This is a genomic window from Achromobacter sp. 10T422 (assembly GCF_056394065.1).
This window is the reverse complement of the sequence record NZ_JBFTHD010000005.1, coordinates 109823-135672: the sequence shown is the minus strand read 5'-3', so window position 1 is coordinate 135672 and position 25850 is coordinate 109823. Positions and strand designations below refer to the sequence as shown.

General features: G+C 62.5%; 23 protein-coding genes and 1 pseudogene. 11 read left to right on the top strand and 13 right to left on the bottom strand.

Annotation, left to right across the window (positions count from 1 at the left end):
* Positions 1-9: 9 nt before the first annotated feature.
* The 5 genes from AC1DB0_RS14180 to AC1DB0_RS14160 all read right to left on the bottom strand — a co-directional run bounded on the left by AC1DB0_RS14180 (position 10) and on the right by AC1DB0_RS14160 (position 8656).
* Positions 10-651, bottom strand: coding sequence for a glutathione S-transferase family protein (locus AC1DB0_RS14180; protein WP_476757161.1), 642 nt, complete (start codon positions 649-651; stop codon positions 10-12).
* A 4-nt stretch (positions 652-655) separates the two neighbouring features.
* Positions 656-1627 (bottom strand): Bug family tripartite tricarboxylate transporter substrate binding protein, encoded by a 972-nt coding sequence (locus AC1DB0_RS14175; protein ID WP_054427864.1) that lies wholly within the window; start codon positions 1625-1627, stop codon positions 656-658.
* Between the two features lie 167 nt (positions 1628-1794).
* Positions 1795-2802 carry a Bug family tripartite tricarboxylate transporter substrate binding protein gene (locus AC1DB0_RS14170; RefSeq protein ID WP_054427200.1) on the bottom strand — a complete coding sequence of 336 codons (1008 nt, stop codon included), beginning with the start codon at positions 2800-2802 and terminating at the stop codon, positions 1795-1797.
* Between the two features lie 55 nt (positions 2803-2857).
* Entirely contained in the window at positions 2858-5323 is a 2466-nt protein-coding gene (locus tag AC1DB0_RS14165) for a CaiB/BaiF CoA-transferase family protein (protein ID WP_476757160.1), read from the bottom strand.
* Positions 5324-5338: 15 nt separating this feature from the next.
* Positions 5339-8656 (bottom strand): acetyl-CoA carboxylase family protein, encoded by a 3318-nt coding sequence (locus AC1DB0_RS14160; protein ID WP_476757159.1) that lies wholly within the window; start codon positions 8654-8656, stop codon positions 5339-5341.
* Positions 8657-8928: 272 nt separating this feature from the next.
* On the opposite strand from AC1DB0_RS14160, the gene AC1DB0_RS14155 reads away from it, so the two are divergent.
* The 6 genes from AC1DB0_RS14155 (at position 8929) to AC1DB0_RS14130 (ending at position 14611) form a co-directional block, all read left to right on the top strand.
* A complete protein-coding gene (locus AC1DB0_RS14155; protein ID WP_082387253.1) occupies positions 8929-9858 on the top strand; it encodes a LysR family transcriptional regulator in 930 nt (309 codons plus the stop codon).
* A gap of 220 nt (positions 9859-10078) precedes the next feature.
* Positions 10079-10486, top strand: coding sequence for a Zn-ribbon domain-containing OB-fold protein (locus AC1DB0_RS14150; protein WP_245636460.1), 408 nt, complete (start codon positions 10079-10081; stop codon positions 10484-10486).
* A gap of 61 nt (positions 10487-10547) precedes the next feature.
* Positions 10548-11699, top strand: a complete 1152-nt coding sequence (locus tag AC1DB0_RS14145) for an acetyl-CoA acetyltransferase (protein WP_342066630.1) — start codon at positions 10548-10550, stop codon at positions 11697-11699.
* Positions 11700-11722: 23 nt separating this feature from the next.
* Positions 11723-13036, top strand: coding sequence for a 3-hydroxyacyl-CoA dehydrogenase (locus AC1DB0_RS14140; RefSeq protein ID WP_454669482.1), 1314 nt, complete (start codon positions 11723-11725; stop codon positions 13034-13036).
* A 137-nt stretch (positions 13037-13173) separates the two neighbouring features.
* A complete protein-coding gene (locus AC1DB0_RS14135; RefSeq protein ID WP_476757158.1) occupies positions 13174-14178 on the top strand; it encodes a Bug family tripartite tricarboxylate transporter substrate binding protein in 1005 nt (334 codons plus the stop codon).
* 256 nt (positions 14179-14434) lie between these two features.
* On the top strand, positions 14435-14611 hold the full coding sequence (locus AC1DB0_RS14130; protein ID WP_181953224.1) for a hypothetical protein: 177 nt from the start codon (positions 14435-14437) through the stop codon (positions 14609-14611).
* A gap of 200 nt (positions 14612-14811) precedes the next feature.
* On the opposite strand, the pseudogene AC1DB0_RS14125 reads toward AC1DB0_RS14130, so the two are convergent.
* Positions 14812-14934 (bottom strand): annotated as a pseudogene (locus AC1DB0_RS14125) (hypothetical protein); the annotation flags it as partial.
* Positions 14935-15221: 287 nt separating this feature from the next.
* Between AC1DB0_RS14125 and AC1DB0_RS14120 the strand changes: the two are divergent.
* A complete protein-coding gene (locus AC1DB0_RS14120; protein WP_476757304.1) occupies positions 15222-15785 on the top strand; it encodes a P-loop NTPase family protein in 564 nt (187 codons plus the stop codon).
* 91 nt (positions 15786-15876) lie between these two features.
* Here AC1DB0_RS14120 and AC1DB0_RS14115 read toward each other — a convergent pair whose 3' ends face one another.
* From AC1DB0_RS14115 to AC1DB0_RS14095, 5 genes are all read right to left on the bottom strand, one after another.
* On the bottom strand, positions 15877-16383 hold the full coding sequence (locus AC1DB0_RS14115) for a CinA family protein (RefSeq protein WP_175171135.1): 507 nt from the start codon (positions 16381-16383) through the stop codon (positions 15877-15879).
* Between the two features lie 68 nt (positions 16384-16451).
* Positions 16452-17285: a UTP--glucose-1-phosphate uridylyltransferase GalU gene (galU, locus tag AC1DB0_RS14110; protein ID WP_054427194.1), complete on the bottom strand. Its 834-nt coding sequence runs from the start codon at positions 17283-17285 to the stop codon at positions 16452-16454.
* Between the two features lie 119 nt (positions 17286-17404).
* Positions 17405-17845, bottom strand: coding sequence for an N-acetyltransferase family protein (locus AC1DB0_RS14105; RefSeq protein ID WP_476757157.1), 441 nt, complete (start codon positions 17843-17845; stop codon positions 17405-17407).
* A gap of 42 nt (positions 17846-17887) precedes the next feature.
* Complete coding sequence (locus tag AC1DB0_RS14100; protein ID WP_476757156.1) at positions 17888-19108, bottom strand: MFS transporter; 1221 nt, start codon at positions 19106-19108, stop codon at positions 17888-17890.
* Positions 19105-20217, bottom strand: a complete 1113-nt coding sequence (locus AC1DB0_RS14095) for an alpha/beta hydrolase (RefSeq protein WP_476757155.1) — start codon at positions 20215-20217, stop codon at positions 19105-19107. Before AC1DB0_RS14095 ends, AC1DB0_RS14100 begins: the two co-directional genes overlap by 4 nt.
* Positions 20218-20359: 142 nt before the next feature.
* On the opposite strand from AC1DB0_RS14095, the gene AC1DB0_RS14090 reads away from it, so the two are divergent.
* Complete coding sequence (locus AC1DB0_RS14090) at positions 20360-21262, top strand: LysR family transcriptional regulator (RefSeq protein WP_476757154.1); 903 nt, start codon at positions 20360-20362, stop codon at positions 21260-21262.
* 24 nt (positions 21263-21286) lie between these two features.
* On the opposite strand, the gene AC1DB0_RS14085 is transcribed toward AC1DB0_RS14090, so the two are convergent.
* Positions 21287-21442 carry a hypothetical protein gene (locus tag AC1DB0_RS14085; RefSeq protein ID WP_175171129.1) on the bottom strand — a complete coding sequence of 52 codons (156 nt, stop codon included), beginning with the start codon at positions 21440-21442 and terminating at the stop codon, positions 21287-21289.
* A gap of 45 nt (positions 21443-21487) precedes the next feature.
* Positions 21488-21937, bottom strand: a complete 450-nt coding sequence (locus AC1DB0_RS14080; protein ID WP_175171128.1) for a universal stress protein — start codon at positions 21935-21937, stop codon at positions 21488-21490.
* 244 nt (positions 21938-22181) lie between these two features.
* Between AC1DB0_RS14080 and AC1DB0_RS14075 the strand changes: the two genes are divergently transcribed.
* The 3 genes from AC1DB0_RS14075 (at position 22182) to AC1DB0_RS14065 (ending at position 25835) form a co-directional block, all read left to right on the top strand.
* Positions 22182-22607 carry a universal stress protein gene (locus AC1DB0_RS14075; RefSeq protein WP_391569600.1) on the top strand — a complete coding sequence of 142 codons (426 nt, stop codon included), beginning with the start codon at positions 22182-22184 and terminating at the stop codon, positions 22605-22607.
* Between the two features lie 67 nt (positions 22608-22674).
* Complete coding sequence (locus tag AC1DB0_RS14070) at positions 22675-23454, top strand: L,D-transpeptidase (protein ID WP_254600695.1); 780 nt, start codon at positions 22675-22677, stop codon at positions 23452-23454.
* On the top strand, positions 23451-25835 hold the full coding sequence (locus tag AC1DB0_RS14065; RefSeq protein ID WP_476757153.1) for a phosphoketolase family protein: 2385 nt from the start codon (positions 23451-23453) through the stop codon (positions 25833-25835). Before AC1DB0_RS14070 ends, AC1DB0_RS14065 begins: the two co-directional genes overlap by 4 nt.
* Positions 25836-25850 lie beyond the last annotated feature (15 nt).

The window sequence follows — 25850 nt, the reverse complement described above, 5'->3', positions numbered from 1 at the left end:
ATGTCTCCGTCAGGCCGTTTCCATCAACGGCGTAAATCCCGGCAAGGCGCGCATGCGCGCCAGCCAGGCAGTGATATTCGCGAAGGCGGACAGGTCGTAACCGCCCTCCGCCGCCATGCTGGTGTAGGGGTACAAAGCCACGTCAGCAATCGTCGGCGCCCTGCCCACCAAATAATGGCGGCCCGCCAGATGCGCATCCATCCACGCCGCGGCCTTCATCCCAATCGCACGCCACGCCACCATCGCCGGATCGTCCACGCGCGCCGTCTGGCGCAAATGAACCAACAAGCGCGGCTGCGCAAACGCGTGCATGTGCTGTGTCTGCTCGAAGCTCAGCCAACTGCACACCTGCGCGCGCGCCAGGCGGTCACCAGGCAGCCATGGCGTGCCTTCGGCCAGATACCAAAGAATCGCTTGCGACTCGGCCAGCCACTCGCCTTGCGGCGTCAACAACGCCGGCACCTGACGCCACGGATTGATCCGCGCAAACGCGTCGGTCTCCAGATCGCCATTCACAATATCAAAGGTGCGCCGCGTCACCGGCAGGCCCATCAGCCCGCAGGCGAGCCTGATTTTCCACGCATTGCCCGACCGCAACGTGTCGGCCAATTCCAGCGGCTTGCCCGCCAGCGGATGAGAAGTCAGTGCCATCGCGTCAGTCCATCTTGATGTTGGCGCGCTTCACGATCTCGGCCCACTTGGTTTTTTCGCCCGAGATGAAGCGCTGATATTCGTCGGGCGAACCCGTGTAAAGCTGCGTGCCTTGCGCAGCCAGGCGTTCCTTCAGGTCAGGCGACGCCAACGTTTTCTGCAACGCCGCATTCAACGCGGCCACCACCTCGGGCGGCGTGCCTGCCGGCGCAAAGAATGCGTTCCACGAACTAATCTGCAACCCGGCATCGCCCACTTCGGGGCTGGCCGGCACCGCCGGCGCGGACGGCAAACGCTTGTCGGCCGCCACGGCCAAGGCGCGCAGCTTGCCAGACGCCACGTGCGGCATGATGACGGGGCTGGCGTCCATCACCACATCCACCTGCTCACCAATCGCGGCGTTAACCGCTTCGCTGCCGCTCTTGAACGGCACATGCACAATGTCCAGCCCCGCCGTCAGCTTCAGCAGCTCCAACCCCAGATGCGGCGAACTGGCGTTGCCCGCTGACCCAAAGTTCAGTTTGGCCGGATTCTTCTTGGCATACGCCACGAACTCAGTGAACGACGCCGCCGGCAGCCCGGCCCGCACGGCCAGCAAGTACGGCGACCCCGACACCATGCCCACCGGCGCAAACTTGTCCGCGTCATAGCTCAGCTTGCTGTAGATCAGCGGGTTCACAACCTGCGTACCCACGGTGCCCATGAAGATCGTGTAGCCATCAGGCGCAGCCGTCGCCGCCACTTGCGCGGCAATCACGCCGCCCGCACCGGGCCGGTTTTCAATCACGACGCCCTGCCCCAGCACATCGCCCATGCCCTTGCCCACCTGACGCGCCACGATATCCGTGATCCCGCCAGCGCCAAATGGCACAACCAAACGGATAGTCCGCTCAGGGTAAGCCGCATGCGCGCTGCCTGCGAATCCCACTATTCCCGCCGACAACGCCAGCGCAACTACCTTGCCAAAAACCGTCATGCCATTCCCCTTGATTGCGCCGTGTCGGCTCTAATGACACAAAGTGTCCTATAGGGGATTGAGTTTCCGCAAGGAGAATGTGATTGGGGGAATCCCTGAGGGGTGCGGCCCTGCCTGGCAAGCCGATGGCAAGACGCCTTGCTGGCGTCCGCCGCGCCGGTCTGGCCTTAATCGATGACGATGTTCTCCCGCTTGACGACTTGAGAAAGCTGATCGACCTCATGCCCGATGCGCGTGGACAATTCCTTCGGATTGCGCATGACGACGATACCCTGCGCACTGAGTGAGGTATTGGCGGCGGGCTGCTCCATCGCGCGCTTGGACTGCTCATACAAGGTGTCGACGATCTGTGCAGGCGTGCCCGCCGGGGCGAACAGGCCCAGCCAGAAAGTGACATCGATGTTCGGAAAGCCTGCCTCGGCCATCGTGGGGATATCCGGCATTTGGGAAATCCGTTGCTTCTGCGTGACTGCCAGGGCTTTCAACTTGCCGGCCGCCACTTGCGGTGCGCTGGCCAGCGTATCGAAAGACGTGTTCACCTCGCCCGACATGACCGCCATGCTTGCTTGCGAGGCCGACTTGTAAGGGACATGGGTTGCCTTGAACTGGGCGTCATTGCTCAGTTGCGCAAACGCCAGATGGGCCAGGTTGCCTTGGCCTCCCGACCCATAGGTGAGCTCGCCCGGATTCTTCCTGGCGTACGCAACCAGATCCTTGACCGACTCGATGGCGTGCTTCTTGGCCCATTCGGGGTTGACGTTCAGAATGAACGGCGCGTCCAGTACCAGGGCGATGGGAGCGAAGTCTTTAGCCTTGTACTGGGAGTTTTTGTAGATCAAGGGATTGACGGTGATGCTGCTGCTGTTGGTGGCCAGCAGCGTGTAGCCATCCGGCGCCGAACGGGCCACCTCGGCCGCCCCGATCGATCCATTGGCGCCGCCCTTGTTCTCCACAATGACGGGCTGCTTGAGCGTCTTGGACAAAGAATCCGACAGCAGGCGAGCCATCGTGTCGGTGATCGAACCGGCCGGAAACGGCACGATGATCTTGATGGCTTTAGTGGGCCATGCCTTGTCCTGCGCGAACGCGGCAGGTGACCCCAACCCCAATGCCGAAGCCACGGCGAGGTGCGCGGAAGTGATGAGGAAGTTACGGCGGGAATCGGATGTAGTCATTGTTTGTCTCCACGAAGGTTAGATCTTGTGCATTGCATCGTGCTTACGCGGCTTGTCAGGCCGCCTTCCTGGTTGCGGTGTTTCCTATGATTCCGTCTCGTTCCAGTGTCTGTTGCTGCTCCGCGCTCATGCCCAGTACGCGCGAAAACACATCGCCATTGTGCTGCCCGAGCGTAGGCGCCGGACGCACCGCCGCGACCGTCGCGGCCGGCTCCCTGAACCAGGGCGTGGTCGCCAGAAACTCGCCGATATAAGGGCGGGAAGTCGCCTTGAAAAACTCACGGCCCCTGAGATGCGGGTCATCAAGCACCGTCCAGACCGGCTTGACTTCGCCTGCGCTGATGCCGGCCTGCTGCAGTTCGGCCATTGCGCTTTGCGCGGAGCGCGCGCGGGCCCATGCGTTGATCCTGCGGTCTATCTCTTCCTGCCGTGCCCGTCGGCCTGCCGCCTTCTCCAGAGCAGGGTCCAGGGCAAGGTCAGCCGCCTGCATGACCGCCAGCAATGCCAGCCATTGCGCATCGCTCGTGATGCTCACCACCACCCAGGCGTCATCGCCCGCGCACCGGTAAATCCCCTGCGGGGCATGTAGAGGATGCGCATTGCCGCTGCGGGGCGTAGTAGTGCCGTGCACGGACTGCTCAATGAGGAACGGCGCTGTCATGGGCAGCATGCATTCCACCTGAGACAGGTTGACGTGGCGCCCCTTGCCCGAGCGTTGCTGCACGAACAGCGCCAACAACGCCGCCGCCCCCCCGTTGAAGCCACCCACCGGATCACCATAAGCGTAGGAGGTCAGCGCCGGCGGGTCCTGCGCGAAACCGGTGTGCTGCGGCAGGCCGCTAGCCTGCTCCAGCGTGCCGCCATAGGCCCTGATCGTGCTCCATGCATTGCCCGACCCGAATGCCGGCATGGATACCATGACCAACCGCGGATTGACCTGGGACAGCTCGGCATAGTCCAGCCCGAGTTTGGGCAACACCTCGGTCGAGTAGTTCTCGATGACGATATCGGCCTTGGCCACCAGATCGAACAGAACCGCACGTCCTTCAGCACGGGTCAGATCAAGCGTAATGCCCAACTTGTTGCGGTTCATCAGCGCAAAGTTCGAGTTCTTTTCGTACAGCTTTTCCTGATAGAACTCATCGGTGTAATGCGTGCCCCGCCACCAGTCCGGATAGCCCGTGCTTTCCACCTTGATGACTTCCGCGCCAAAGTCCGCCAGCGTCCTTGCCGCCAATGGCCCGGCCCACCCCATCGTCAGATCCACCACCCGGATTTTTCGTAAGGGCAACGCGTCTGGCGCAGCCCTGGCCATGCCGGCGGCCGGCGTCAGACTCTCCACTTCACGGTAGCGGGGGCCGTCAGCGTCCAGGAGCGCTGCCTTACCGCCCGGCAAGGGCCCCGCATCGCCCATGGGCAGCGGAACGACCGGCCCCTCGAATTCGGCCGCCCCCACCTTGACGGGAACAAAAGCGCCGCGTTCGCGATGCACGCCTTGTTGAAGCAGTTCTGCCATGGTCGGCACGATGACAGCGGGGAATTTCTCCTTGCGCAGCACGTCGAACCATTCCTCGGCTGTCCTGGCGCGCAGACTGGGAATCAGGAACGCATCGATTTCGTCCGCATGGACCATACGGGTCGGCCCGCTCGCAAAACGCGGCTCCTCAGCCAGGTCCGGATGGCCGATGGCGGCGCACAGCGCTGCCCACTGCGGGCCGGTATGGGCGAACAGCCCAATCCAGCCCTCCTTTGTCTCGTAGATGCCGGCAGGATGCGTCGTGCAGAACCGATTGACACCCAGCCGAGCCAAGGGATGCCGGCCATCCTGCACCATGCCGGCTTCCATCTCCACCAGCGAAAACGCAATCTCATGGATGCTCAGCAGATAACGCCGGCTGCCGTCGGATCGTCCCAGCAACGCGGCGGTTGCGCTCGAGAATGCTGCGACACCGGCGGCAATGGCGGTCTGAATGTCGTGCGGTAGATGGGGGGGGCCTTGCGCCGCGCCACTGCAATACACCGCGCCGGACAGGGCGCGGCACACGGCCTCGGTTCCCGAGAAACCACTGTAGGGCCCGGACTCGCCGAACCAAGTCAGACATACTTCGATCGGCGCAATGCCCTGGCCGTCATTCCCATCGCCCGCGTACGCGGGGCGCTTCAGAACCTCCAAGCCTTCGTCCAGGGCCCGGGCGTCGAGAATCACATCGCATGTCCGCGCGAGCCCAGACAGCCACGTGGTATCCGCGCCTGTCTTTCTAGGATGAACTACGCTGCGCTTGTTGGTATTGAGCCAGGCATACAAGGCACTTTCGGGTTCGCCATCGGCCTTATTCAAAAGGGGCGGCAGGCGGCGCAGCGTGTCGCCGCCGGGGTCCTCCAGCTTGATGACCTCAGCGCCAAAATCCGCAAAAAGCTTGCCGGCATAAGCCACTGCCGCTCCGCAGCCGATTTCCAGCACGCGCAACCCGGAGAAGGCGAGCCGGCTTTCAGATGTTTGCATCGTCGCAACCTGTTCCAAGAGACTTCGCCTCGATTACCAGGTATCGACAAAGGCGCGGCGGGCCCGGCCGGCGCGCACAGATGCCGACGCGATGCCTTGGCGTATCCACGTGCGTGTCTGCGCGGGATCGATGACGGCGTCGATCTCCGTCGTGGACGCGACATTGATGGCGTGCCCGCGCTCGTAGGCGCGCGCCACCAACTGGTCGTAAAGCGCCTGGCGCTCCGGCCCCTCGGGGACGTTCTCGAGTTCCTTCTTGAAGCCCAGCCGGATGGACCCTTCCAGGCCCATGGGGCCGAATTCGCCCGTTGGCCACGACACCGCGCAACTGGCCGAGCGAAAGCCCCCGCCGGCCATGGCCATGGCACCCAGACCGTAGCCCTTGCGCAAGGCAATTGCCAAGATGGCGACCCGCAGCTTGGCCGCGACCACGAACATGCGCGACACATGCCGGACTTGCGCCTTGGCCTCTTGCTCCGGCCCGACCATGAATCCCGGCGTATCGATCAACGAAATGATGGGCAGACCGTGGACATCGCAAAGATTCATGAAGCGTGCCGCCTTGTCGGCTGCATCGGCATCGATGGCGCCTCCGAGGTGATGCGGATTGTTGGCGATGATGCCTACAGGCTGCCCTTCCACGCGAGCCAGGGCGGTGTGCATTCCCTGACCGAACCCCGAGCGCAGCATCAATACACTGCCTACGTCGGCAATGCCTTCGATGACCTTGCGGCTGTCGTAGACACGCAAGCGATTCTCCGGCACCACATGACGGAGGTGGCGCGGGTCGGGCGCCACCCAGTCCTTGGTGCGGCCCTGGAACATGGACAGATAGTGCTTCGCCGCCACGACGGCCTGCGCCTCGTTGTCGACCAGGATGTCGATGACGCCATTGGCGAACTGCACCGGCGCGGGGCCGACGTCCTCTGGCCGGAAGATGCCCAGTCCTCCGCCTTCGATCATCGCCGGGCCGGCCATGCCGATGTTGGCGCTCTTGTCCGCGATGATGACATCGCAGACCCCCAGGAAGGCGGCGTTGCCCGCGAAACAGCGTCCGGAAACTATGCCGAGCAAAGGCACTTCGCCACTGAGTTCGGCCAGCGCGGCGAACGACGGCTGATACAGCCCGGATACGAATGGAAAATCGACATCGCCCGGCCGGCCGCCTCCGCCTTCGGCGAACAACACCATCGGCATTTCGTCGCGGCGGGCACGTTCCACCAGCCTGTCGGTCTTGATGTGGTTGCGTTTGCCCTGCGTGCCCGCCAGCACCGTCGCGTCATAGGCCATCACGGCGGTCAGCGACCCGTCGTAGCCGAATGTGTCGCCGTTGATGTTGCCAATGCCGGTGACAATGCCGTCCGCTGGCGTGTTGGCGATCAGGTCTTCTTTGCTGCGGCGGCTTGCCTGCGCGGCAATGACCAGTGCGCCAAACTCCACGAACGAGCCTTCATCGCACAGATCGTCCACGTTCTCCCGTGCGGTGCGCTGCCCTCGCGAACGGCGCTTTGCCACGGCCTGCGGGCGCGCGTCATCATAAATCGACGCATGGCGGTCGAGCACGGCTTGCAGATCAGGGCGCACGGCATCCAGATCGATCGCGTCTGTCACGACCTCGGTGTCGACACCACTCGATTCCTGTTCCAGCAAGACCAGGATCTCGCCTTCGAGCACATTGCCGCCACTGGCGGCCGGCACCTCGACGACCCTGCCATTGAAATCGGCGACGACGGTGTACTCCATTTTCATCGCTTCGATCACGGCGATGGGTTGGCCCTTGAGGACGAGAGCACCAGCGCTCACGGACACCTCGACCAGGCGGCCGCTCAACGGCGCGCGCGATGCCGATAGCCCTTCCGGCACCGCGGCCTGCGCTGCCTGCGGCAGGTTGGCCACCGAAGCGCTGCGCCCGCCCGAATCGCCGATCAGGCTGTCCTTGGCCTGCTGCGCTTGCGCGTACTGCTCGGCCGCTGCAAGCAGTTCCCCGAGGATGGACTCGATGTAGCGCGTATGGTTGCGCTGCGACAGGAAGTCCTCCCGGGCCACGAGCGCCTGCAAAAGATGGATATTCGTCGCGACACCGGCAATCCGGAACTCGGCCAGGCAGCGGCGCAAACGCCGCACCACTCCCGAGAAATCGTCACTGCCGCTGAACACGATCAGCTTGGCCAGCAGCGTGTCGAACGCCGGGGCGGGCGAGTACCCGCTGTAGGCATGGGTGTCGACGCGCACTTCGGGGCCGGCGGGCGGCTCGAAACGCTCCAGCCTGCCGTGTGCCGGGCGCGCCATGCCCGTGGCATCGGTCGATTCCGCATTGATGCGGACCTGAATGGCATAACCGTTCAGCCCCGGCGGGTTGGCCGGGTCCACGCCCAGTTCGGCCAGGCGCTTTCCCTGCGCGACCCCGATCTGCAAGGCCACCAGATCCACGCCCGTGACCTGCTCGGTAATCGTATGTTCGACCTGCAGCCGGGGGTTGGCTTCGATGAATACAAAGTCCGTCTGCACCCCCTGCTCGTTTTCTTCGACCAGGAATTCAAAGGTTCCCAGGCTGCGGTACTCCACCCTAGCCGCCATTTTCTTTGCCGCGGCAAGAATGGCGGCGCGCAGCGTGGCGCTCAGCACCGGGCTGGGCGCGATCTCAATCACTTTCTGAAAGCGGCGCTGCAGCGTGCAATCCCGATCGCCAAGCGCGACCACCGATGCACCATCGCCGACGATCTGCACTTCGATATGACGTGCGCGATTGACCAGACGCTCCGCGTACAGCGCGTCCACACCAAAGGCCGACATGGCTTCCGACCGGCAGCGGGCGTAGAGCTCGGCGATATCGGCTTTGGACTTGACGACGCGCATCCCGCGTCCGCCGCCTCCGCCGACCGCCTTGATGACGATCCCGACCCCGCCCTGCTTGTCGAAGAACTGTTCGACGTCCGCAAGTGTTGCACCACCCGGCGTGGCGGGCATGACCGGCACGCCGCATTCGCGGGCCAGTTGCAAGGCGCGGCCTTTGTCTCCGAACAGAGCGAGGTGATCGGCGTTCGGGCCGATGAACGTGATTCCCGCCGCATCGCAAGCCAGGGCAAAATCCGCCCTTTCACTCAAGAAGCCATACCCCGGATGGATGGCATCGCAATGCTCGGCCGTGGCTGCAGCAATGATGGCGTCGATATCGATATAAGCCGCCGGACCGGAGCCAGTCAGCGCAACCGAGGTATCCGCGAGAATTCGATGCCTCGAGTTTGAATCGTCCTGGGAATACACCGCGACGCTTTCCAACCCAAGGTCGCGCACGGCGCGAATGGCTCGCACGGCGATTTCGCCACGATTGGCAATCAACACTCTCTTCATGGTGGTCCTATGTCTCTGCTCTAACTCTTATGCTCAAGTCCTTAAGCTGCTGCCCGTAGCCATTGCATGTTCCTGCCAGACGAGGCGCGCCTGCGGGCAGGCGCCGAAAAGCACTAACATGGAAACGGATACGCGCAATCGCAGCCCAGCTTGATCCGGCGGTTGTCGTTAACTTGGTGAGGATGGTAGGAGTCGTGCGACAGCCGCACAATTCACATTTTTCTCTGACCCCTATAGCCGTTTGGCATGTGTCTCGATAAAAGCAGGCGGAAATGGAACTCAGGCAGTTAAGAACGGTTTTGGCGATCGCGGAAACCGGCAGCCTCACCAAGGCGGCGGAACTGCTGCACGTTGTGCAGCCCGCCCTGTCCCGACAGCTGAAACAGCTGGAAGACGAACTGGGCACTCCGCTTTTCGAGCGCAACCGGCTCGGGATGGTGCTGACCGTGCCAGGCCGCCGGTTTGTCGATCAGGTGCGGCTTTCCCTTAAGGGGCTTAATGAAGCCCGGGCCGACATCGGCGCCGCAAAATCGGATCTGCTTGGCACGGTGTCCATCGGCATGCTGCCCAGCCTGGCGGCCGCGCTTGCCGGCCCGCTCGTCATCGCGCTGCAGCAGCAGTATCCCAACCTGCGCGTGCGCATCGCCACCGGCTTCTCGGATTTCCTGCAAGAAGGCCTGGAGGGCGGCAAGCTTGATATCTGCCTCATGGGCGACTATCTGCAATCCGAACTTCTGCAGACCTCGCCCGCTTATTCAGAGCCCATATACGTCTTCGGCATGCCGGGGTCCGGATTGTCCGAGGACGCCCCGATGACGCTCGAGGCCGTCTCCAGAATGCCCATGGTGGTTCCGGAAGCGCGCAGCTTGCGCAACGTGATAGATCGAGCCTGCACCATCCTCGGCGTCAACCTGAATCTGGTTGCCGAGTCGGACAGCACGACGGTCATTCTCGATCTGGTGTTACGCGGCGTCGGCTACACCATCCTGCCAGTCATCCCCATCATGACGATGCTGGCTGAGAAGCGCATCGAAGGCGCACCCATCATCAGCCCCACGCTGCAACGCACGGTGATCATCGGCACCGCCGTCCTGAACCGCAACCCCCGCCTCGTAAATGCCCTGCATGCCGAGCTGATCCGCGTGCTTGAGCCCTACATCAAACAGTTCGGCCACGTCGGCGTACGCTGGCTGGCTGACTGAATACGCCCTCCGCGCGCGAATCTGGCACGCACCGGGCCTCGGCCGAGCTATGCCCAATCGCTATGACCCTCGTCAAAATTAGTTAATTGTCCCGAGACGGATCGCCCCCCTAACATCATTCGAGCGTCGTGGCATCGCCAGCAGACAAGCCATACACCAACGGGTGCATGTCCCATCCGCCTGCCGGCCTGCCGCGGCCAAAGAATCTTGGGAGGCGAATGTGCAGAATTCCTCAAACAGCACACACACAGCGGGCGACGAGGCAGTCGGCCCGGAGCAGTACTTCCAGCGCATGCTCGAACAAGGGCAGTTCATGATTCAGCGCTGCGAAACAACCGGCCGCGCCGTTTTCTATCCTCGAGCCATCTCCCCTTATGGCGGCGGACGCTTGCGCTGGGAAGCCGCCAATGGCGACGGCACCATCTATTCGACCACCGTCGTGCGCCAACGCCCCGAAAGGGGTGGGGACTATTGCGTCGTCCTGGTGGACCTTGAAGAAGGACCGCGCCTGATGAGCACCGTTGTCGATATCGAACCCCAGGCGGTGACGATCGGCATGCGAGTCCGTGCAGAAGTGCGCCGCCAATCCTCTGGCGTGCCGCGCGTGGTGTTTGTGCGCGCGGACTGACCGCCGTTGGTGATTGCGCGCGCGGACTGACCGCGCGACCCATGATAATTGGAATGAATTGATGGCTACTAGTACAAGAGGGGCCTCGGCGATTGTCGGGATCGGCACCACGCCTGGCTGGAACAGCCCCGGGTTCTCGGCGTTGGATCAACTCGGCATCGCCGTTCAGGCGGCTGCTGCCGATGCGGGCATCGGCGTGGACCAGATCGACGGCTTGTTCACGTCCACCCTGACGCATTTCATGCCCGCCCTGTCCGTGGCGGAGTATCTCGGCATCCATCCGGCCTATATGGATGGCACCAACATCGGCGGCTCCTCATTTCTGGCTCACCTGTTGTCGGCCACGCTTGCCCTGCAAGCCGGGCTGTGCAAAGTGGCCTGCATTTGCTATGGGTCGAACCAACTATCGGCGGGCGGCAAGCTGACCACCCTGACCGAACCCGCACCCTGGGAGGCGATGTATTCCCCGCGCAACCCCATCAGTGGCTACGCCTTGGCTACCGCGCGCCACATGCACCAGTACGGAACCACGCGCAAGCAGTTGGCCAGCGTTGCGGTCGCCGCGCGCCAGTGGGCGCAGCTCAATCCTGCCGCGCACGAGCGCGGCCCCCTGAGCATCGCCGATGTCCTGGATTCCCGGCCCATATCCGATCCACTCACGCTGCGGGATTGCTGCCTGGTGACCGACGGCGGCGGAGCGATGATTCTTGTCGGCGCAGAGCGCGTGCCGGAATTTGCCAACACGCCGGCCTATGTTCTGGGTGTCGGCGAGGCAACCACGCATCGCCAGATTTCGAGCATGGAAGACCTCACGGTCACGGGTGCCGTGCACTCCGGCCAACGCGCCTTCGAGATGGCGCGCGTCGCGCCACAAGAGATCGACGTCCTGCAGCTCTATGACGCATTCACCATCAACCCGATTCTGTTTCTTGAGGACCTGGGTTATTGCGCCAAGGGCGAAGGTGGCGCGTTCGTGGCGTCAGGCGTGACCGCGCCCGGCGGCGCACTGCCGGTCAACACCAACGGCGGCGGCCTGTCCTGCAATCACCCGGGCATGTATGGCATTTTCGCGGCCATCGAGGCGGTGCACCAGATCCGCCGCTCCGCAGGCGCCAGACAGGTTGACGGCGTCGATCTGGCCCTGGCCCACGGCAATGGCGGCCAGTTGGCCAGCCAGGTCACCGCGATTCTCGGATCGCGCGCCACCCTGTAAACGCAGAAACCTGGGACACAATCATGAGCAGCACCACCAGCACGCCAGTCGTCACCTACCATCCCTTCGCGGGCGAAGGTCAATTGCACAAGCTGCCGTTCGCGGCCAAGGCCAGGTCCGTCAGCCGCGCGGCGGTGATAGGCGCCGGCACGATGGGCGGCGGCATTGCGATGTGCTTCGCCAACGCCGGCATACCCGTGCTGCTGCTGGAGAAAGACGCCGAGCGCCTCAGTCAGGGCTTGGCGCGCATCGAAGAAAACTACGCCAACTCCGCTCGGCGCGGCCGAATCAGCGCAGGCGACGTCGCGCAGCGTCTCGCATGCATACAGGGCAGCACTCGCTTCGAGGATCTGGCCGACGTGGATCTGGTCATTGAAGCGGTGTTCGAGGAAATCGGGCTTAAGCACGAGATATTCAAGACGCTTGATCGGGTCTGCAAGCCCGGCGCCATCCTGGCCTCCAACACCTCTTACCTGGACATCGATACTATCGCGAGCGCCACCCGGCGGCCCCAGGACGTGGTCGGGATGCACTTTTTCAGTCCCGCCAACGTCATGCAGTTGCTGGAGAACGTGCGCGGCTCCGCCACCTCTGACGACGTGTGCGCCACCGTCATGGAAGTGGGCCGCCGCCTGGGCAAGGTCGCCGTGCTGGTGCGGTCCTGCGACGGATTCGTCGGCAACCGCATGTTGGCCAAGCGTACGCGCGAAAGCTATTTCCTGCTCCAGGAAGGCGCCTCGCCCTTTCAGATCGACCGTGTCCTGCGCGACTTCGGCCTCCCGATGGGGCCGTTCGCCATGGCGGATCTGGCCGGTTTGGACGTGGGCTGGCGCAATCGCCAGAGCCGCCTGCAGAACCTGACGCCGCGCGAGCGCGAGTGCGACATGCTGGACCGCATGGTCGCCGCAGGCCGGCTGGGCCAGAAGACCCAGGGTGGCTTCTACGACTATGACAGTGACCGCAAGGCCACCCCGTCACCGGCTGCCGAAGCCCTGGTCGCCGCACACCGCGCCGCCTCCGGCCGACAAGCGCGGCAAATCTCCGACCAGGAAATTCTGGAGCGCTGCCTGTACTCCATGATCAACGAAGCTGCCTATATCCTCGAGGAGAATATCGTCGAGCGCGCCTCCGACATCGACGTCGTCTGGCTCAAAGGTTACGGCTTTCCCGCCTATCGGGGCGGCCCGCTGTGCTACGCGGACCAGATCGGCCTGCCTGCCATCCTGGCTGGGCTGCGCAAGTACGAAGCCGAGCACGGTTCGCAATACTGGAAGCCGGCCAATCTCATCGTCAAGCTCGCTCAGGAGGGGCGAGGTTTTCACGATGGCTCTGCCTGAAGGCGCGCACACGCATTAAGAGAGAGCACGTCAACGGTGTCCCCAAGGGATGCAGGCACGGTCAATACCTGACCTGCGTGGGCAGCGGACCTGGCATATACAGAGGTTTTGATAACTACAACAAACCGGAGACAAGCGTGTCTGACAAGCAACTGCATCGCATCCCTTTGGGCCGCAATCTTGCCACCATCATCATCTGCGGCAGCAGCGCCCTGCTCGCGCCTGGCGTCGCGGCTGCCGCCGATTGGCCCGACGGCAAACCCATCACCATCGTCGTCCCGTTTTCGCCTGGCGGTTTCACGGATCTGGTTGCGCGCCGCTTCGCTCAGGACCTGGGCAATGAGTTGAAGACGACCATCGTGGTTCAGAACAAGCCCGGCGCCAGCGGCCAGATCGGCACTGCGCTCGTCGCGCGCGAGAAACCGGACGGCTACAACCTGCTCGTTACGGCCACGCAGCACGTGATCTATCCCGGCCTGCAGCCCAACCTGCCCTACGACCCGAAGAAAAGCTTCTCAAACGTGGCCATTCTGGCTTACGCGCCTAACGTCCTGCTGGTTCCCGCCAAATCTCCCATTTCCAACGCCAAGGAATTCACGGCCTACGCCAACAAACAACCTGGCGGTCTGGCTTTCGGCTCCAGCAGCGTGGGCGGCTCGGCACACATGTCCGGCGAACTCTACAAAATGGTCGCCGGCGCAAATCTGCGCCATATCCCCTACAAGGGCGCAGCTCCTGCCGCCACCGACCTGATAGGCGCGCAGATCCCGGCGGCATTCTTGGACGCCACATCGGCAGCCGCCTTCATCCGCTCGGGCGACGTCAAAGCCCTGGCTGTCACCTCAAAAGACCGCCTGCCCAGCTTGCCCGATGTCCCCACCGTGGCCGAATCTGGCTATCCGAGCTATGAATCGCAGGCCTGGATAGGCCTCTTCGGCCCCGCCGGCATGCCGACACACATCGTGCAGAAACTGAACCAGATCGCCATCGACAGCGCCAACACCGAAGCCAACATCAAATGGCTTAACGACAACAATGCCACGCCGGCCAAGCTCTCGCCGGCACAGGTCACGGGCTTCGTCGACGCCGAGCTCGACAAATGGAAAACCGTTATCGACCAGGCGCACGTCACGGTCCAGTAGCACTGGTAAGGCGCTCGCAAACGGGCGCCGTAACCCCGAAGCGGCCCGGGGCCGGCCTAACTTCGCGTGGGAGAGCCGTCCATATCTTTATGTATGGGTTTTTTCCACTTTCATTAACCACCAAAACCATACAAGCAGAACAATTCAACAACTTGTATGGAGCTTGGCGGTAAAATCTGGCTTCCTATGGGGAGCACGGCGCTCGCTCTCCCCAATCCCCCGCTCTCAGCGTTGCCATTTTTTAAGCAGCCACGAGATGAAGCTGCTGAAGCAGCGTTTCGAGGAAATGATGAATTTTTGGGTCCCTGTAATCTTCGGTACGTTCAAGGTCCTCGTGTTGGGCACCGGCATGTTTCTCGCCATCAAGTCGCATTACGACGGAGAGAAAAAGGAAAAGAAGGAGAAGGAAAAGGAGATGAACGCACCGCAGTAGAGGCGTCGTAGGTAGAGGCGTCGTTGGTAGAGGCTTCGATGCTATCGATGCGGTGGCCGGCGTTCTGCTCGGTGCGGGCGGCACGGCCGTGGCGCAGTTCGGTCAAGAGCCGCCATTCGTGGACGACGGCGTTCAACCCAAGGCGGGCGTCGACATGGCCACGCCCCGCTCGCGGCTGTGGCAACGCGAACATTGCCCCATCAATCTGAGAGCTTCTTCAAGTCTCCAGGCTTCCATTCTTTGTCAAAGAACGCCTTGGTAGGCCCGTAAAGGCGAAGAATGACGAAGAAGCCTTTTCCAGGCAGCGTCTTAATCCAGTTTTTACCGGGCCGCGGCCGGACGCTGGCGCTGAAGGATCGTAGTGCCCATTAGCTGGCGCTTTCTGATCGAGGCACCTTGTGATCGTAAAAGCAACGGAGATTGTCTTGCGCACACCCCAAGCCTGCTACCGCCTCCATTACTTTCATGAATCAGAGAGTAGCTACTCACGCCACATCGACAAGCGCTGTACCGACTGATCGAGGCGCTTTGTATTGATGGCACGAAGGCGCTTGTGGCCAGCGACTACTTCGGCCAAATGCAGACATGAGAAAATTCCCCCGTGAAAAATATGACCGGGCATCTCATGAAGCGTGACGCACCTATGAACCGCCTTGACGACCTCGGCTCGCGCATCTGCATTTTGGGCCCCAGCAACAGCGGCAAGTCCACGCTGGCCCAAGCCATTGCGCGCAAACGTGGACTGCCGGCCATCCACCTCGATCAGCTGTTCCATCTGCCCGGCACCGACTGGCAGCCCCGTCCCGAAGCAGAGTTCCTTCGGCTGCACGACCAGGCGATACAGCAGGAACAGTGGGTGGTTGAGGGGAACTACACGCGCAGCATCGGCCAACGCCTAGCGCGCGCCACGGGATTCATTCTGCTCGACTTGTCGACAGCGGCAAGCCTGTTTCGGTACTTTCGCAGGACCTGGTTCGAGCGCGAGCGGCGGGGCGCACTGGAAGGCGGCCGGGACTCCGTGAAGTGGCGAATGATTCACCATATAGCGGTCGTCACGCCGGCCAACCGGCGGAGGTACGAAGAAATGTACGAGAGCATTGTCCTGCCCAAAGTGAAACTGGCGACGAAGGGTGATCTCCGGCGCTTCTATCGGAGAGAGCGGCTCGACAGGTAGGCCCCCGGCCAGCTTGCCGGCAGACAACAGCGCGTCACGCCCATCACGTTGTTCGCCAGTCCATAGCCGGATTCCTGAAGCACTGAACGCCCTATCCGCGATGCGCTGACTCGTGCTCCAGGAAATGCTCCATGATCCCCAGCAATGCGAACTCCGCGCTCGCCTCGCGTATCCCGTTGCGATCCCCTGAGAACTGTCGAGTTGCGGTGTACACCATGGGACTGGCATCCGCCCGGCCTCGCTTGAACACCCAGGCGTAGCACTGCGTACCGCTGGGGATTCGGTCATCAACCGCGTCGGTGACGCCGGTGTTAGCCACTGCCACGTTGGCGTGGCTCTTGCGCGCCGCACCCAGCGCCATGTCCAGGGCCACGGCCTCGCTCGTCAGGTTATGGGAGGACAGCGTCGATTGCGGCACACCCAGGCAACGGCGCTTGGCCTCAACGGAATAGACGACAAACGCGCAATCCAACAGCTGGCCGGCTCCGGGAACATCCGCTAACTTTGCCGCGATCAGCCCCGCCGTGCACGACTCCGCTGTGACCAACGTGAGCTTGTTTTCCAGCATGAATCTGGCGACTCGTTCAATGGCGTTCATTGGCGTGCTCCCGAGGGTTGCAACGCTTGCAGCAAGGCGTGTACCCAAGACGCTTGACGATCTTGAAGTCACGCCAATCCGTGATACTTCCTGCCGATTTCCATGGTGGCTTGGTAAAAGCCTTCTTTGCTGCCGCAGTCGTAGCGCGTGCCGTCGTACTCGTAGCCAAATACCGGTCGCGCTGCCATCAGGCTGGCGATGGCGTCAGTCAACTGAATCTCGCCGCCCACACCAGGCTGAGTGTTATGCAATGCCTGGAAAATGGACGGGTCCAACACATAGCGCCCTACCACCGCCATATCAGAGGGGGCGTCGGCCGGATCAGGTTTTTCCACGATGCCGGACAGCCGCAAAACGTGCGCGGCCGCCTTCTGGCCTGACACGATGCCGTACTGCCGCGTGGCCGCCGCGGGCACGCGCTGGATCGCCAACACACTGCCCTGGAACTCTTTCGCCACCTTCATCATTTCGCCAATGACGGGTGAGTCCGCATCGATCAGGTCATCGGCCAGCAACACCACAAACGGTTCGTCGCCCACGATCGATTCGGCGCACAGCACGGCATGCCCCAGGCCCAACGCGGCGGGCTGTCGCGTGTATACGCATTTGACGTGGTCCGGGATTACGCTGCGCACGCTATCCAGCAACGCCACCTTGTTCTTCGACTCCAACTCCAATTCCAATTCGGGAACCCGATCGAAGTGGTCTTCGATCGCCCGCTTATTCCGGCCGGTCACGAAGACCAGTTCCGTAATCCCCGCCGCCACCGCTTCTTCGACCGCGTACTGAATCAGGGGCTTGTCGACGACGGGTAGCATTTCTTTGGGCATGGCTTTCGTGGCTGGCAGAAACCGCGTGCCCAGCCCGGCCACCGGGAATACCGCTTTGCGTATGGGAAACATAAATGCCTCTGTCTCGTGATCCGTCGCCCCTTGAACGATGGGGCGCACTGGCGGTTAGCAAATTACGTGCCCAACAGACGGAACCCCAGAAGTCAGTCGCCGCCGACACCGTCGCAACGTTATGTTGATCGAAGCTTCACAAACACAAGCTCGGGATCGTTGTCATCCAGATTTTCAATCCGGCCGCTTTCGATATAACCCAGGCGGCCGAGCAATTGGCGCATCGCGATGTTCGACGTATTGGTTGATGTGAACAATTTTCCTTGGCATTGCAATTCCAGCGTCCGCATGATGGCAGTCGCTACCCCGCGGCGCCGTGCAGAAGCCTTTACGACGATCAGCGGGATGAAATCGTGCTCGAAAAAAGATTGGTTCAGTACGCCGTAACCAATCACCGCCGACGCATCCGCCGGCTCTACGGCGGCCCAGCATTGGCCAGCGGCCACCGCCTTGGTGATAAACGTTCTTCTGCCCCGTTCCTGCTTGGCAATCGGGTCCAGCTCAATGATCGAATCGATGTCTTCACGAGAGGCGGGTCGGACGTTCGTTGGGGAAAGCATGGTCGCGATCCATCAGGAAGGAAGAACGGTGAGTCTATCTCGTTACTTCATGAGCACCGTGGCCGCCTGGGCCCGCGCGGCCCGAAGGGTCAAACCGGCGCCGATCACCAGCACCGCTGCACTCGCGATGAAGGTGCTTTGATAGCCGTTCGCATCGAACAGTATCCCGCCCAGGGTTGAGCCCAGCGCAATGGAAAACTGAATCACCGCCACCATCAGGCCGCCGCCGGCCTCGGCGTCGTGGGGTAGCGCGTGCGCGACCCAGCTCCACCAGCCCACGGGTGCAGCAGTCGCCATCAGCCCCCACAGGCCCAGCAGAACGGCCACGGGCGCGACCCAGCCGCCAAGCGGAATCAGCGCCACGGCAATCACCGACATGAGGATCGGAATGATGGTCAGCGGACCATACAAACTTCGCTTGAGAATCGAGCCGATCACCGCCGTGCCGATGAAGCCCGCAACACCGATCACCAGCAGCAGGAGCGATAGCGTGGAGACGCTGACGTGTGTCACCGTTTCGAGGAAGGGGCGCAGATAGGTGAACAGCGTGAATTGGCCCATGAAGAAGGCGCCGCACGCCGCCATGCCGTAGGCCACATTGCGGCGCTTGAGCACGTTGAACACGTTGCCGGACCCCGCTGCGCGCGCCCCGGTCTTCATGGCGGGCAGCGCGATCCATTGCCAGGCGAAGGCGATCAGCGCCAAGGGGACCAAGGCGAAAAACGCGCCTCGCCATCCGATGATCGAACCCAGGTAGCTTCCCAATGGAGCGGCAATGACCGTCGCCAAGGCATTGCCGCCGTTGAAGATCGCCAGGGCTTTCGGCACTTGACTGGGGGGCACCAGACGCATCGCCATCGCGGCCGACATGGACCAGAAGCCGCCGATCACCACGCCAAGGAGCGCGCGGCCGGCCATGTAGGTCAGGGTGTTCGGGGCGAACGCCACGGTGGCGCCGGAGACGCCCATCAGAACGGTCAGCGCCAGCAGCAGCGTCTTGCGATCCATCGTGCCGGCCAACGCGGAAATCGACAGGCTGGTCAACACCGCGAAGGCGCCCGAGATGGCGATGCCCTGCCCGACCCGGCCTTCGGTAATCTGCAGATCCGTGGCAATCGGAGACAGCAGGCTGACGGGCATGAACTCAGAGGCCACCAGMGCGAAAACGCACAGCGACATCGCGAAGACGCCGCTCCAGCAGGCAGGCCGGTCTTCCGATACGAGTTGCCCCCCCGCCGGGGCGTCAGCGAGGTGGGTGGTCATGCCGAAGCCAGGTGCTGCTTGAAGAATGCCGTCAGCTTGCCGAACGGAATCACGTCCGTCCGATCGTACAAATCGGTGTGGTTGGCGCCCGGGATGATCATGAGTTCCTTCGGCTGCGCCGCGGCCGCATAGGCGGTTTCGCTGAAGTAGCGCGAGTGGGCTTTTTCGCCATGGATGAACAGGATCGGACGCGGGGAAATTTCCGGGATGTACGTCAGGATCGGCATGTTCATGAACGACAACGGCGTGGTGATCGTCCAGGCGTTGCCCGAATTGACCGCACGCGGATGCCGCCCGCGCGGCGTCATGTAGTAGTCGTGATAGTCCACCAGGAACTGCGCGTCGCCTCCCTTGAGTTCGTTGTAGGGCGCTTGGTAGGCGGGCGCGCCTTTTTCTGCGTCCGCCCAACGTTGCTGGCTCAGCGCCTCCAGTGTTTGCGTGCGCAGTTCGCGTGTGACGCGATCGTCATAGCCCTTGGACATGACGCGCGTCATGTCGTACATGGTGCTGGCGACGACGGCCTTCACGCGCTTGTCCACGGCGGCGGCGTTCAGAGCCATGCCGCCCCACCCGCAAATGCCAATCACGCCTATCCTTTCGCGGTCAACATCGGGTTGCAGGCCAAGGCAATCCACAGCGGCGCTCACGTCTTCGGTATTGATGTCCGGCGAGGCGACATTACGGGGTTCACCGCCGCTCTCACCGGTGTAAGACGGATCGAAGGCCAGCGTGACAAAGCCCTGCTCGGCCATGGTTTGCGCGTAGAGCCCCGAAGACTGTTCCTTCACCGCACCGAACGGGCCGCAGACGACGATAGCGGCCTGCTTGCCGCGGACGTTCCGGGGTTGGTACAGGTCGCCCACCAGCGTGATGCCGTAGCGGTTCTTGAAGGTGACCTTCTTGTGCTCCACCTTGTCGCTCTTGGCGAAGGTCTTGTCCCATGTGTCGCCGGGCGTTACCCGCGGCTGGGCGGCGGCCGGTCCCGCAGCAATGGCCGCCACGCTCAGGGCCGCGATGCCGGTGCCGGTCATCTTCAGGATGTCGCGGCGGCTCACGTCCTTGCCGTCTTGCACCGCAGTTGCAGCGCGCGCTTCGTTTCTCTGGGCCATGGTGTTTCTCCTTGAATGCTGGGACGGGTGCGTCCATCGGTATGACGCAAATTTTCCTGCGCAGGGCACACCATGACTAGCTAATGAATACTTAAAGGGCTTATAAGTTCCACTAATGAAAAGTCCGTGGGAAACTGACAGCATGGTCCGGCGAAATCTGAACGATCTCCTCTCATTTGTCACCGTGGCGCGGGAAGGCAGCTTCACGCGTGCGGCCGCGCTGCTGGGCGTCACGCAATCAGCGCTGAGCCAGGCAATCAGCGGCTTGGAGGCCAGGCTGGACATCCGCCTGCTGACGCGCACCACGCGCAGTGTGTCGCTGACCGCTGCCGGGGAACGGCTGTTGCAGGCCATCGGGCATCGCTTTGACGAAATCGAAGCAGAGCTCGATGAGCTCTCGGAACTTCGCGACAAGCCGGCCGGCACGGTACGCATCACCTGCGGCGACCATGTGCTCAAGACCACGCTGTTGCCGAAGGTTGCGCCGCTGCTGCACAAGTACCCGGACGTCAACGTTGAATTCGACGTCAATTACGGCTTCAGGGACATCGTGGCGGATAGATTCGACGCGGGGGTGCGCTTGGGAGACACCATCGACAAGGACATGATCGCGATGCCGATCGGCCCCAAATTGCGGATGGCCGCCGTCGCTGCGCCGGCCTATTTCGCCAAACATGCGAAGCCGAAGAAGCCGGAAGACCTGACGACGCACAGCTGCATCAACATGCGCTTTCCCACGCATGGCGGTCTTTACGTTTGGGAGTTCGCGCGCAAGGCGAAGCAGTTGAACGTGCGCGTTGAAGGACAAGTCACGCTCAACAGTACGCCGCACATCGTTCAGGCAGCGCTGGCGGGCCTGGGCATTGCCTATCTGCCCGAAGAAGAGTTCGCGCCCCACATCGAGAAGGACCGCCTCATCCGGGTGCTGGAGGAATGGTGCCCCGCCTTTGACGGTTACTACCTCTATTACCCGAGCCGGCGGCAGCCGTCTCCTGCGTTTTCATTGGTGCTGGACGCGCTGCGTTTGCCCCCGCAAGGAATCTGATGACGCAGGCTGACACCCGGTATCTCAGCGCGCCCCTTTATGGTCTTTTTGCCCCACATTCTTGTGGCGCCCCACCACCTCGGCCATTTCGGCCTTGCGTTGTTGCTGCGACGCTTCCTCCTTCGGATCGGAGGGCGTCTTTCTCTGTTTGTTCTGCGGCGTTTTTCCAGGTTGTTCCATGTTGATCTCCAGGGGTTGTGGATCAGGGATCGGTTGAGCCGCCCGTCACGGCGTACGGACCAGCAATACGGGAACAGGAGAGGTGCGCAGCACGGCTTCGGCGCTGCTGCCCAGCATTGCGCGCGTCACGCCACGCCGACCGTGTGTGCCCATCACGATCAGGTCGGCTGGCCAGTCCCGGGCGGCCATCACAATTCGCTCTTCCACCGGCAAGCCCAGATCATCGTAAAGCACCGTTTCCACCGGCAGTTCTGCCGCGGTGGCGCGCGTGCGCGCTTGGTCCAGAATCTTCACGCCTTCCTGCTTCAGATTCTCGATCAGCTCGCCCGTGTAGTAGCCCGCGTAGGGGTTGGTGGCAATAAAGAGCGACAGGTCATCCAGCACATGGATGATGCGCAGCGTCGCGTGCGCCCCCTTTGCGATCTTGATGGCTTCGTCCAGAGCCCGATTGGATGCGTGGCTGCTATCAACCGCGACAATGATGCGTGTGTACATGATCTCGTCCTTGCTGGGGGCGCGGCATCGCCCCATGCCTTGAGTCCTATAGTGCGCTATCGCGATCAACGCATGTTGACCATTGTCAATTCGAAAACGGGGACGAAGATCTGCCCCTGCGCCATGCAGCCGGGTTGCAATGAAGTTGACCGGCGTCAATGGAATCCATCACCGCAGTGCCATGATGGAGTTCATACCGCAAACGGCCTTCTAGCGAAGACCACCCCTGCACTCAGGAGGCATCGTGAAAAACGTTCTGATTCCCGTAGACGGCTCGGCCAACGCGTTACGCGCCGTGGGCTACATGATTGACCACGTCCGTGAAAATGGCCCTTGCACCCTGCATCTGCTCAACGTGCAACCCCCTATCGTGTCCGGCACGGTGCTGGGGTTCGTTTCCAAGGACATGATTCAGGAGTACTACCTGGACGAGGCCAAGATGGCGCTGGCCGACGCCAAAGCGGCGTTGGACAAGGCGGGGGTGATGTATCAAGAGGCGCTTCGGGTTGGCCACATTGCCGAATCGATCAAGGCGTACGCCACCGAGCATCAATGTGACCACATCATCATGGGCTCACGTGGACTGGGCGCGGCGGGGAGCCTGCTGCTGGGATCGGTGGCGTTGAAGGTGCTGCACACCATCCATATCCCGGTCGTCCTGATCAATTAGGCCAAAGCGCATGAATCCGCGGCCCCTCCAGCGTCGCGCCATACCGGCGTGGGTGACCGCGGGTGCAATGGTTGCCGCGCCCCTGGCCGGCAACGTGACGGCCTGGGCGCAAGTCTCGGTCGAGGACGTCGAGCGCGCCTTCCGCCAAGAGGTCACCCCTGCGCTGGCCCTGCCCGCCGACGAGCAGACGCGCTATGCCAACCTGGCCTTGCAAACGCTGCAAATGGCGGGCATCGATTTGTTAGGCCCCCAATATGTGCTCGTTGTGGACCGGCATGTGAAAGTGCAGGCCGCGATGCTTTACTGGATGCGCCCTGCTGCCCCGGCCACTTATATAGGCGCGGCACCGGTGTCCACGGGCCGGGTCGGCCAGTTCGATCATTTCGAAACCCCAACGGGCGTATTCGCGCACAACTTGAATAACCCCGATTTCCGCGCCGAGGGGACGAAGAACGCCAATGGCATTCTTGGCTATGGCGCAAAAGGCATGCGCGTCTACGACTTGGGCTGGCAACAGGCCCGCCAAGGCTGGACCACGGATGGTGTGAGCACGATGCGCTTGCAGATGCATGCGACAGACCCGTCTCTGCTGGAGTCCAAACTAGGCACGCCGCAGTCCAAAGGGTGCATCCGGATTCCGGCAACGCTCAATCAGTTGATCGACCGGCTGGGCCTGTTGGACGCCGACTACGAACTCGCCGCCGACCTCGTTTCCACGCCTTGGGTGTTGCGGCGCGACCGAACGCCTGCCTATGGCGCGGGGCGTTACCTTATCGTTGTTGAAACCGTGCGCGATGGGCGCCCCGCCTGGTCGCTGGCCCCCGGCCACACGAAGGGAAAACCATGACTAGCGCATCGCCGAACACCCAGCTGGACCGCATCCACGCCTACTGGCAGGCCAGCAATTACCTGTGCGCCGGCATGCTCTATCTGCGTGACAACGCGTTGCTGAGAAGGCCGCTGCACGCGGATCACATCAAGCGCCGGATTCTTGGCCACTGGGGTACCTGCCCGGGGCAGTCCTTCACGCTCACGCACTTGAATCGGCTGATTGTCGAGCACGACCTCAACCTGATGTATGTGTGCGGCCCGGGGCATGGGGCAGCGGCGGTGCTCGCGCACGCCTATCTGGAAGGCCACTATTCGGAACGCTATCCCGAGTGTTCACAAGACGAAGCCGGGATGCTTCGCCTATTCCAGAAGTTCTCGGCGCCAGGCGGTGTCGGATCGCATTGTTCGCCTCATACGCCCGGCTCCATTCACGAAGGCGGCGAGCTGGGCTACAGCTTGTCGCACGCGTTTGGCGCGGCGTTCGACAACCCCGATCTCATCGTGGCCGCGATGATTGGCGATGGCGAAGCCGAGACCGGCGCGCTTGCAGCGTCATGGCATTCCAGCAAGTTTCTAAATCCGGCGCGCGACGGCGCGGTGCTTCCGATTCTGCATCTGAACGGATACAAGATCGCCAACCCGGCCATCCTGGCTCGCATTCCGCATGCCGAGCTGCTTGCGCTGTTTGAAGGCTACGGCTATCGGCCGATTTTCGTCGAAGGGTCCGACGCGCCCGCCATGCATCGCAAGATGGCGCGCGCCCTGGACCAGTGCGTGGCGGATATCCAGGCCATCCAAGCGCGTGCGCGAGCAGGCGGCGCGAAGACGCGGCCTTGCTGGCCGATGATCGTCTTACGCACGCCCAAGGGCTGGACGGGGCCGCAACGCGTGCACGGCCACGCCGTTGAAGATTCCTGGCGGGCGCATCAAATCCCGGTGTCCGACCCGGAAGGCCGCCCTGACGAGCTGCATGTGCTGGCCGAGTGGCTCAGCAGCTATCGCCCCGAAAATCTGTTTGACGCACGCGGCAGGCTGATACCCGAACTGCGCGCCCTGGCGCCCGCCGGGGCGCGCCGCATCAGCGCCAACCCGCATGCCAATGGCGGCGACTTGCGCAGGGCGCTAGACCTCCCCGCCATTGCCGAACATCAGATCGCCGTGCCGCAGCCAGGCGTGCACACGGCGCAGGCCACGCAGGTGCTCGGGGAATACCTGCGCGACGTGATGCGCCTGAACCTGGACCGGTTCCGGGTGTTCGGGCCGGACGAAACCGCCAGCAACCGGCTGTCCGCCATCTATGACGCCTCTGGCAAGACGTGGATGGCGCAACTGCTCGACAGCGATGCCGACGGCGGCAACCTGTCGCCCACCGGCCGCGTCATGGAGATTCTGAGTGAACAGACGCTGGAGGGGTGGCTGGAAGGCTATGTGCTGACGGGCCGGCATGGCCTGCTTTCCACGTATGAGGCATTCGCCCACGTCATTGATTCGATGTTCAATCAGCACGCGAAGTGGCTGGACAAGGCTAAACACCTGGTGGACTGGCGCACGCCCGTGCCGTCACTGAATTTGCTGATTACCTCGTTGGTCTGGCGCCAGGACCACAACGGGTTCAGCCATCAGGACCCCGGCTTTCTGGATGTCGTGGCCAACAAGAGCCCTGATGTCGTCCGAATCTATCTGCCGCCGGACACGAACTGCCTGCTGAGCGTGACGGATCATTGCCTGCGGTCTGTGGACTATGTCAACGTCATCGTGGCCGACAAGCAGCCGCACCTGACGTATCTGAACGGGCCGGACGCCGTGCGCCATTGCCAGGCAGGCATCGGCGTGTGGGAGTGGGCCAGCACGTTCGTGCCTCATGAACCCGATGTCGTCATCGCCTGCGCGGGCGACATCCCCACGCAGGAAGCGTTGGCCGCCGTGGCGATGCTCAAGCAGATGTTCAGCGGGCTGAAAATTCGCTTCGTCAACGTGGTGGACCTGTTCACGCTGATACCCGATCAGCAACACCCGCACGGCTTGTCAGACGACGCCTTTGACCGCCTGTTCACGCTGGACAAGCCGGTCATCTTCAACTTTCACGCCTATCCCGCCCTGATCCACAAGCTCTGTTACCGCCGCCGCAATCACGCCAATTTCCACGTACACGGCTACCGGGAGCAAGGCGACGTCAACACGCCGTTCGAGCTCGCCATCCTGAATGGCATTGACCGCTACAGCCTGGCGATGGATGTGCTCAAGCGCGTCCCGCGTCTGCGCACGTGTTCGGCGGCGCACATGCAAACCCTGCTGGCACTGCAAGCCCAGGCGCTCGCCCAGGCTCGGGCGGAAGGCATCGATTCAGACGACATTGTGAACTGGCGGTGGCCGGCGGCAGGCCCGCTGCGTCATTGACTCTGGTCAATGTCG

Excerpts from the sequence above, each read along its gene's own strand:
- AC1DB0_RS14090 (WP_476757154.1), top strand. The coding sequence starts at position 20,360 with ATGGTCCGGCGAAATCTGAACGATCTCCTCTCATTTGTCACCGTGGCG.
- AC1DB0_RS14140 (WP_454669482.1), top strand. The coding sequence starts at position 11,723 with ATGAGCAGCACCACCAGCACGCCAGTCGTCACCTACCATCCCTTCGCG.
- AC1DB0_RS14180 (WP_476757161.1), bottom strand. The coding sequence starts at position 651 with ATGGCACTGACTTCTCATCCGCTGGCGGGCAAGCCGCTGGAATTGGCC.
- AC1DB0_RS14080 (WP_175171128.1), bottom strand. The coding sequence starts at position 21,937 with ATGTACACACGCATCATTGTCGCGGTTGATAGCAGCCACGCATCCAAT.
- AC1DB0_RS14115 (WP_175171135.1), bottom strand. The coding sequence starts at position 16,383 with ATGAACGCCATTGAACGAGTCGCCAGATTCATGCTGGAAAACAAGCTC.
- AC1DB0_RS14170 (WP_054427200.1), bottom strand. The coding sequence starts at position 2,802 with ATGACTACATCCGATTCCCGCCGTAACTTCCTCATCACTTCCGCGCAC.
- AC1DB0_RS14145 (WP_342066630.1), top strand. The coding sequence starts at position 10,548 with ATGGCTACTAGTACAAGAGGGGCCTCGGCGATTGTCGGGATCGGCACC.
- AC1DB0_RS14105 (WP_476757157.1), bottom strand. The coding sequence starts at position 17,845 with ATGCTTTCCCCAACGAACGTCCGACCCGCCTCTCGTGAAGACATCGAT.
- AC1DB0_RS14070 (WP_254600695.1), top strand. The coding sequence starts at position 22,675 with ATGGTTGCCGCGCCCCTGGCCGGCAACGTGACGGCCTGGGCGCAAGTC.
- AC1DB0_RS14095 (WP_476757155.1), bottom strand. The coding sequence starts at position 20,217 with ATGGCCCAGAGAAACGAAGCGCGCGCTGCAACTGCGGTGCAAGACGGC.
- AC1DB0_RS14120 (WP_476757304.1), top strand. The coding sequence starts at position 15,222 with ATGACCGGGCATCTCATGAAGCGTGACGCACCTATGAACCGCCTTGAC.
- galU (WP_054427194.1), bottom strand. The coding sequence starts at position 17,285 with ATGTTTCCCATACGCAAAGCGGTATTCCCGGTGGCCGGGCTGGGCACG.
- AC1DB0_RS14175 (WP_054427864.1), bottom strand. The coding sequence starts at position 1,627 with ATGACGGTTTTTGGCAAGGTAGTTGCGCTGGCGTTGTCGGCGGGAATA.
- AC1DB0_RS14065 (WP_476757153.1), top strand. The coding sequence starts at position 23,451 with ATGACTAGCGCATCGCCGAACACCCAGCTGGACCGCATCCACGCCTAC.
- AC1DB0_RS14085 (WP_175171129.1), bottom strand. The coding sequence starts at position 21,442 with ATGGAACAACCTGGAAAAACGCCGCAGAACAAACAGAGAAAGACGCCC.
- AC1DB0_RS14130 (WP_181953224.1), top strand. The coding sequence starts at position 14,435 with ATGAAGCTGCTGAAGCAGCGTTTCGAGGAAATGATGAATTTTTGGGTC.
- AC1DB0_RS14160 (WP_476757159.1), bottom strand. The coding sequence starts at position 8,656 with ATGAAGAGAGTGTTGATTGCCAATCGTGGCGAAATCGCCGTGCGAGCC.
- AC1DB0_RS14155 (WP_082387253.1), top strand. The coding sequence starts at position 8,929 with ATGGAACTCAGGCAGTTAAGAACGGTTTTGGCGATCGCGGAAACCGGC.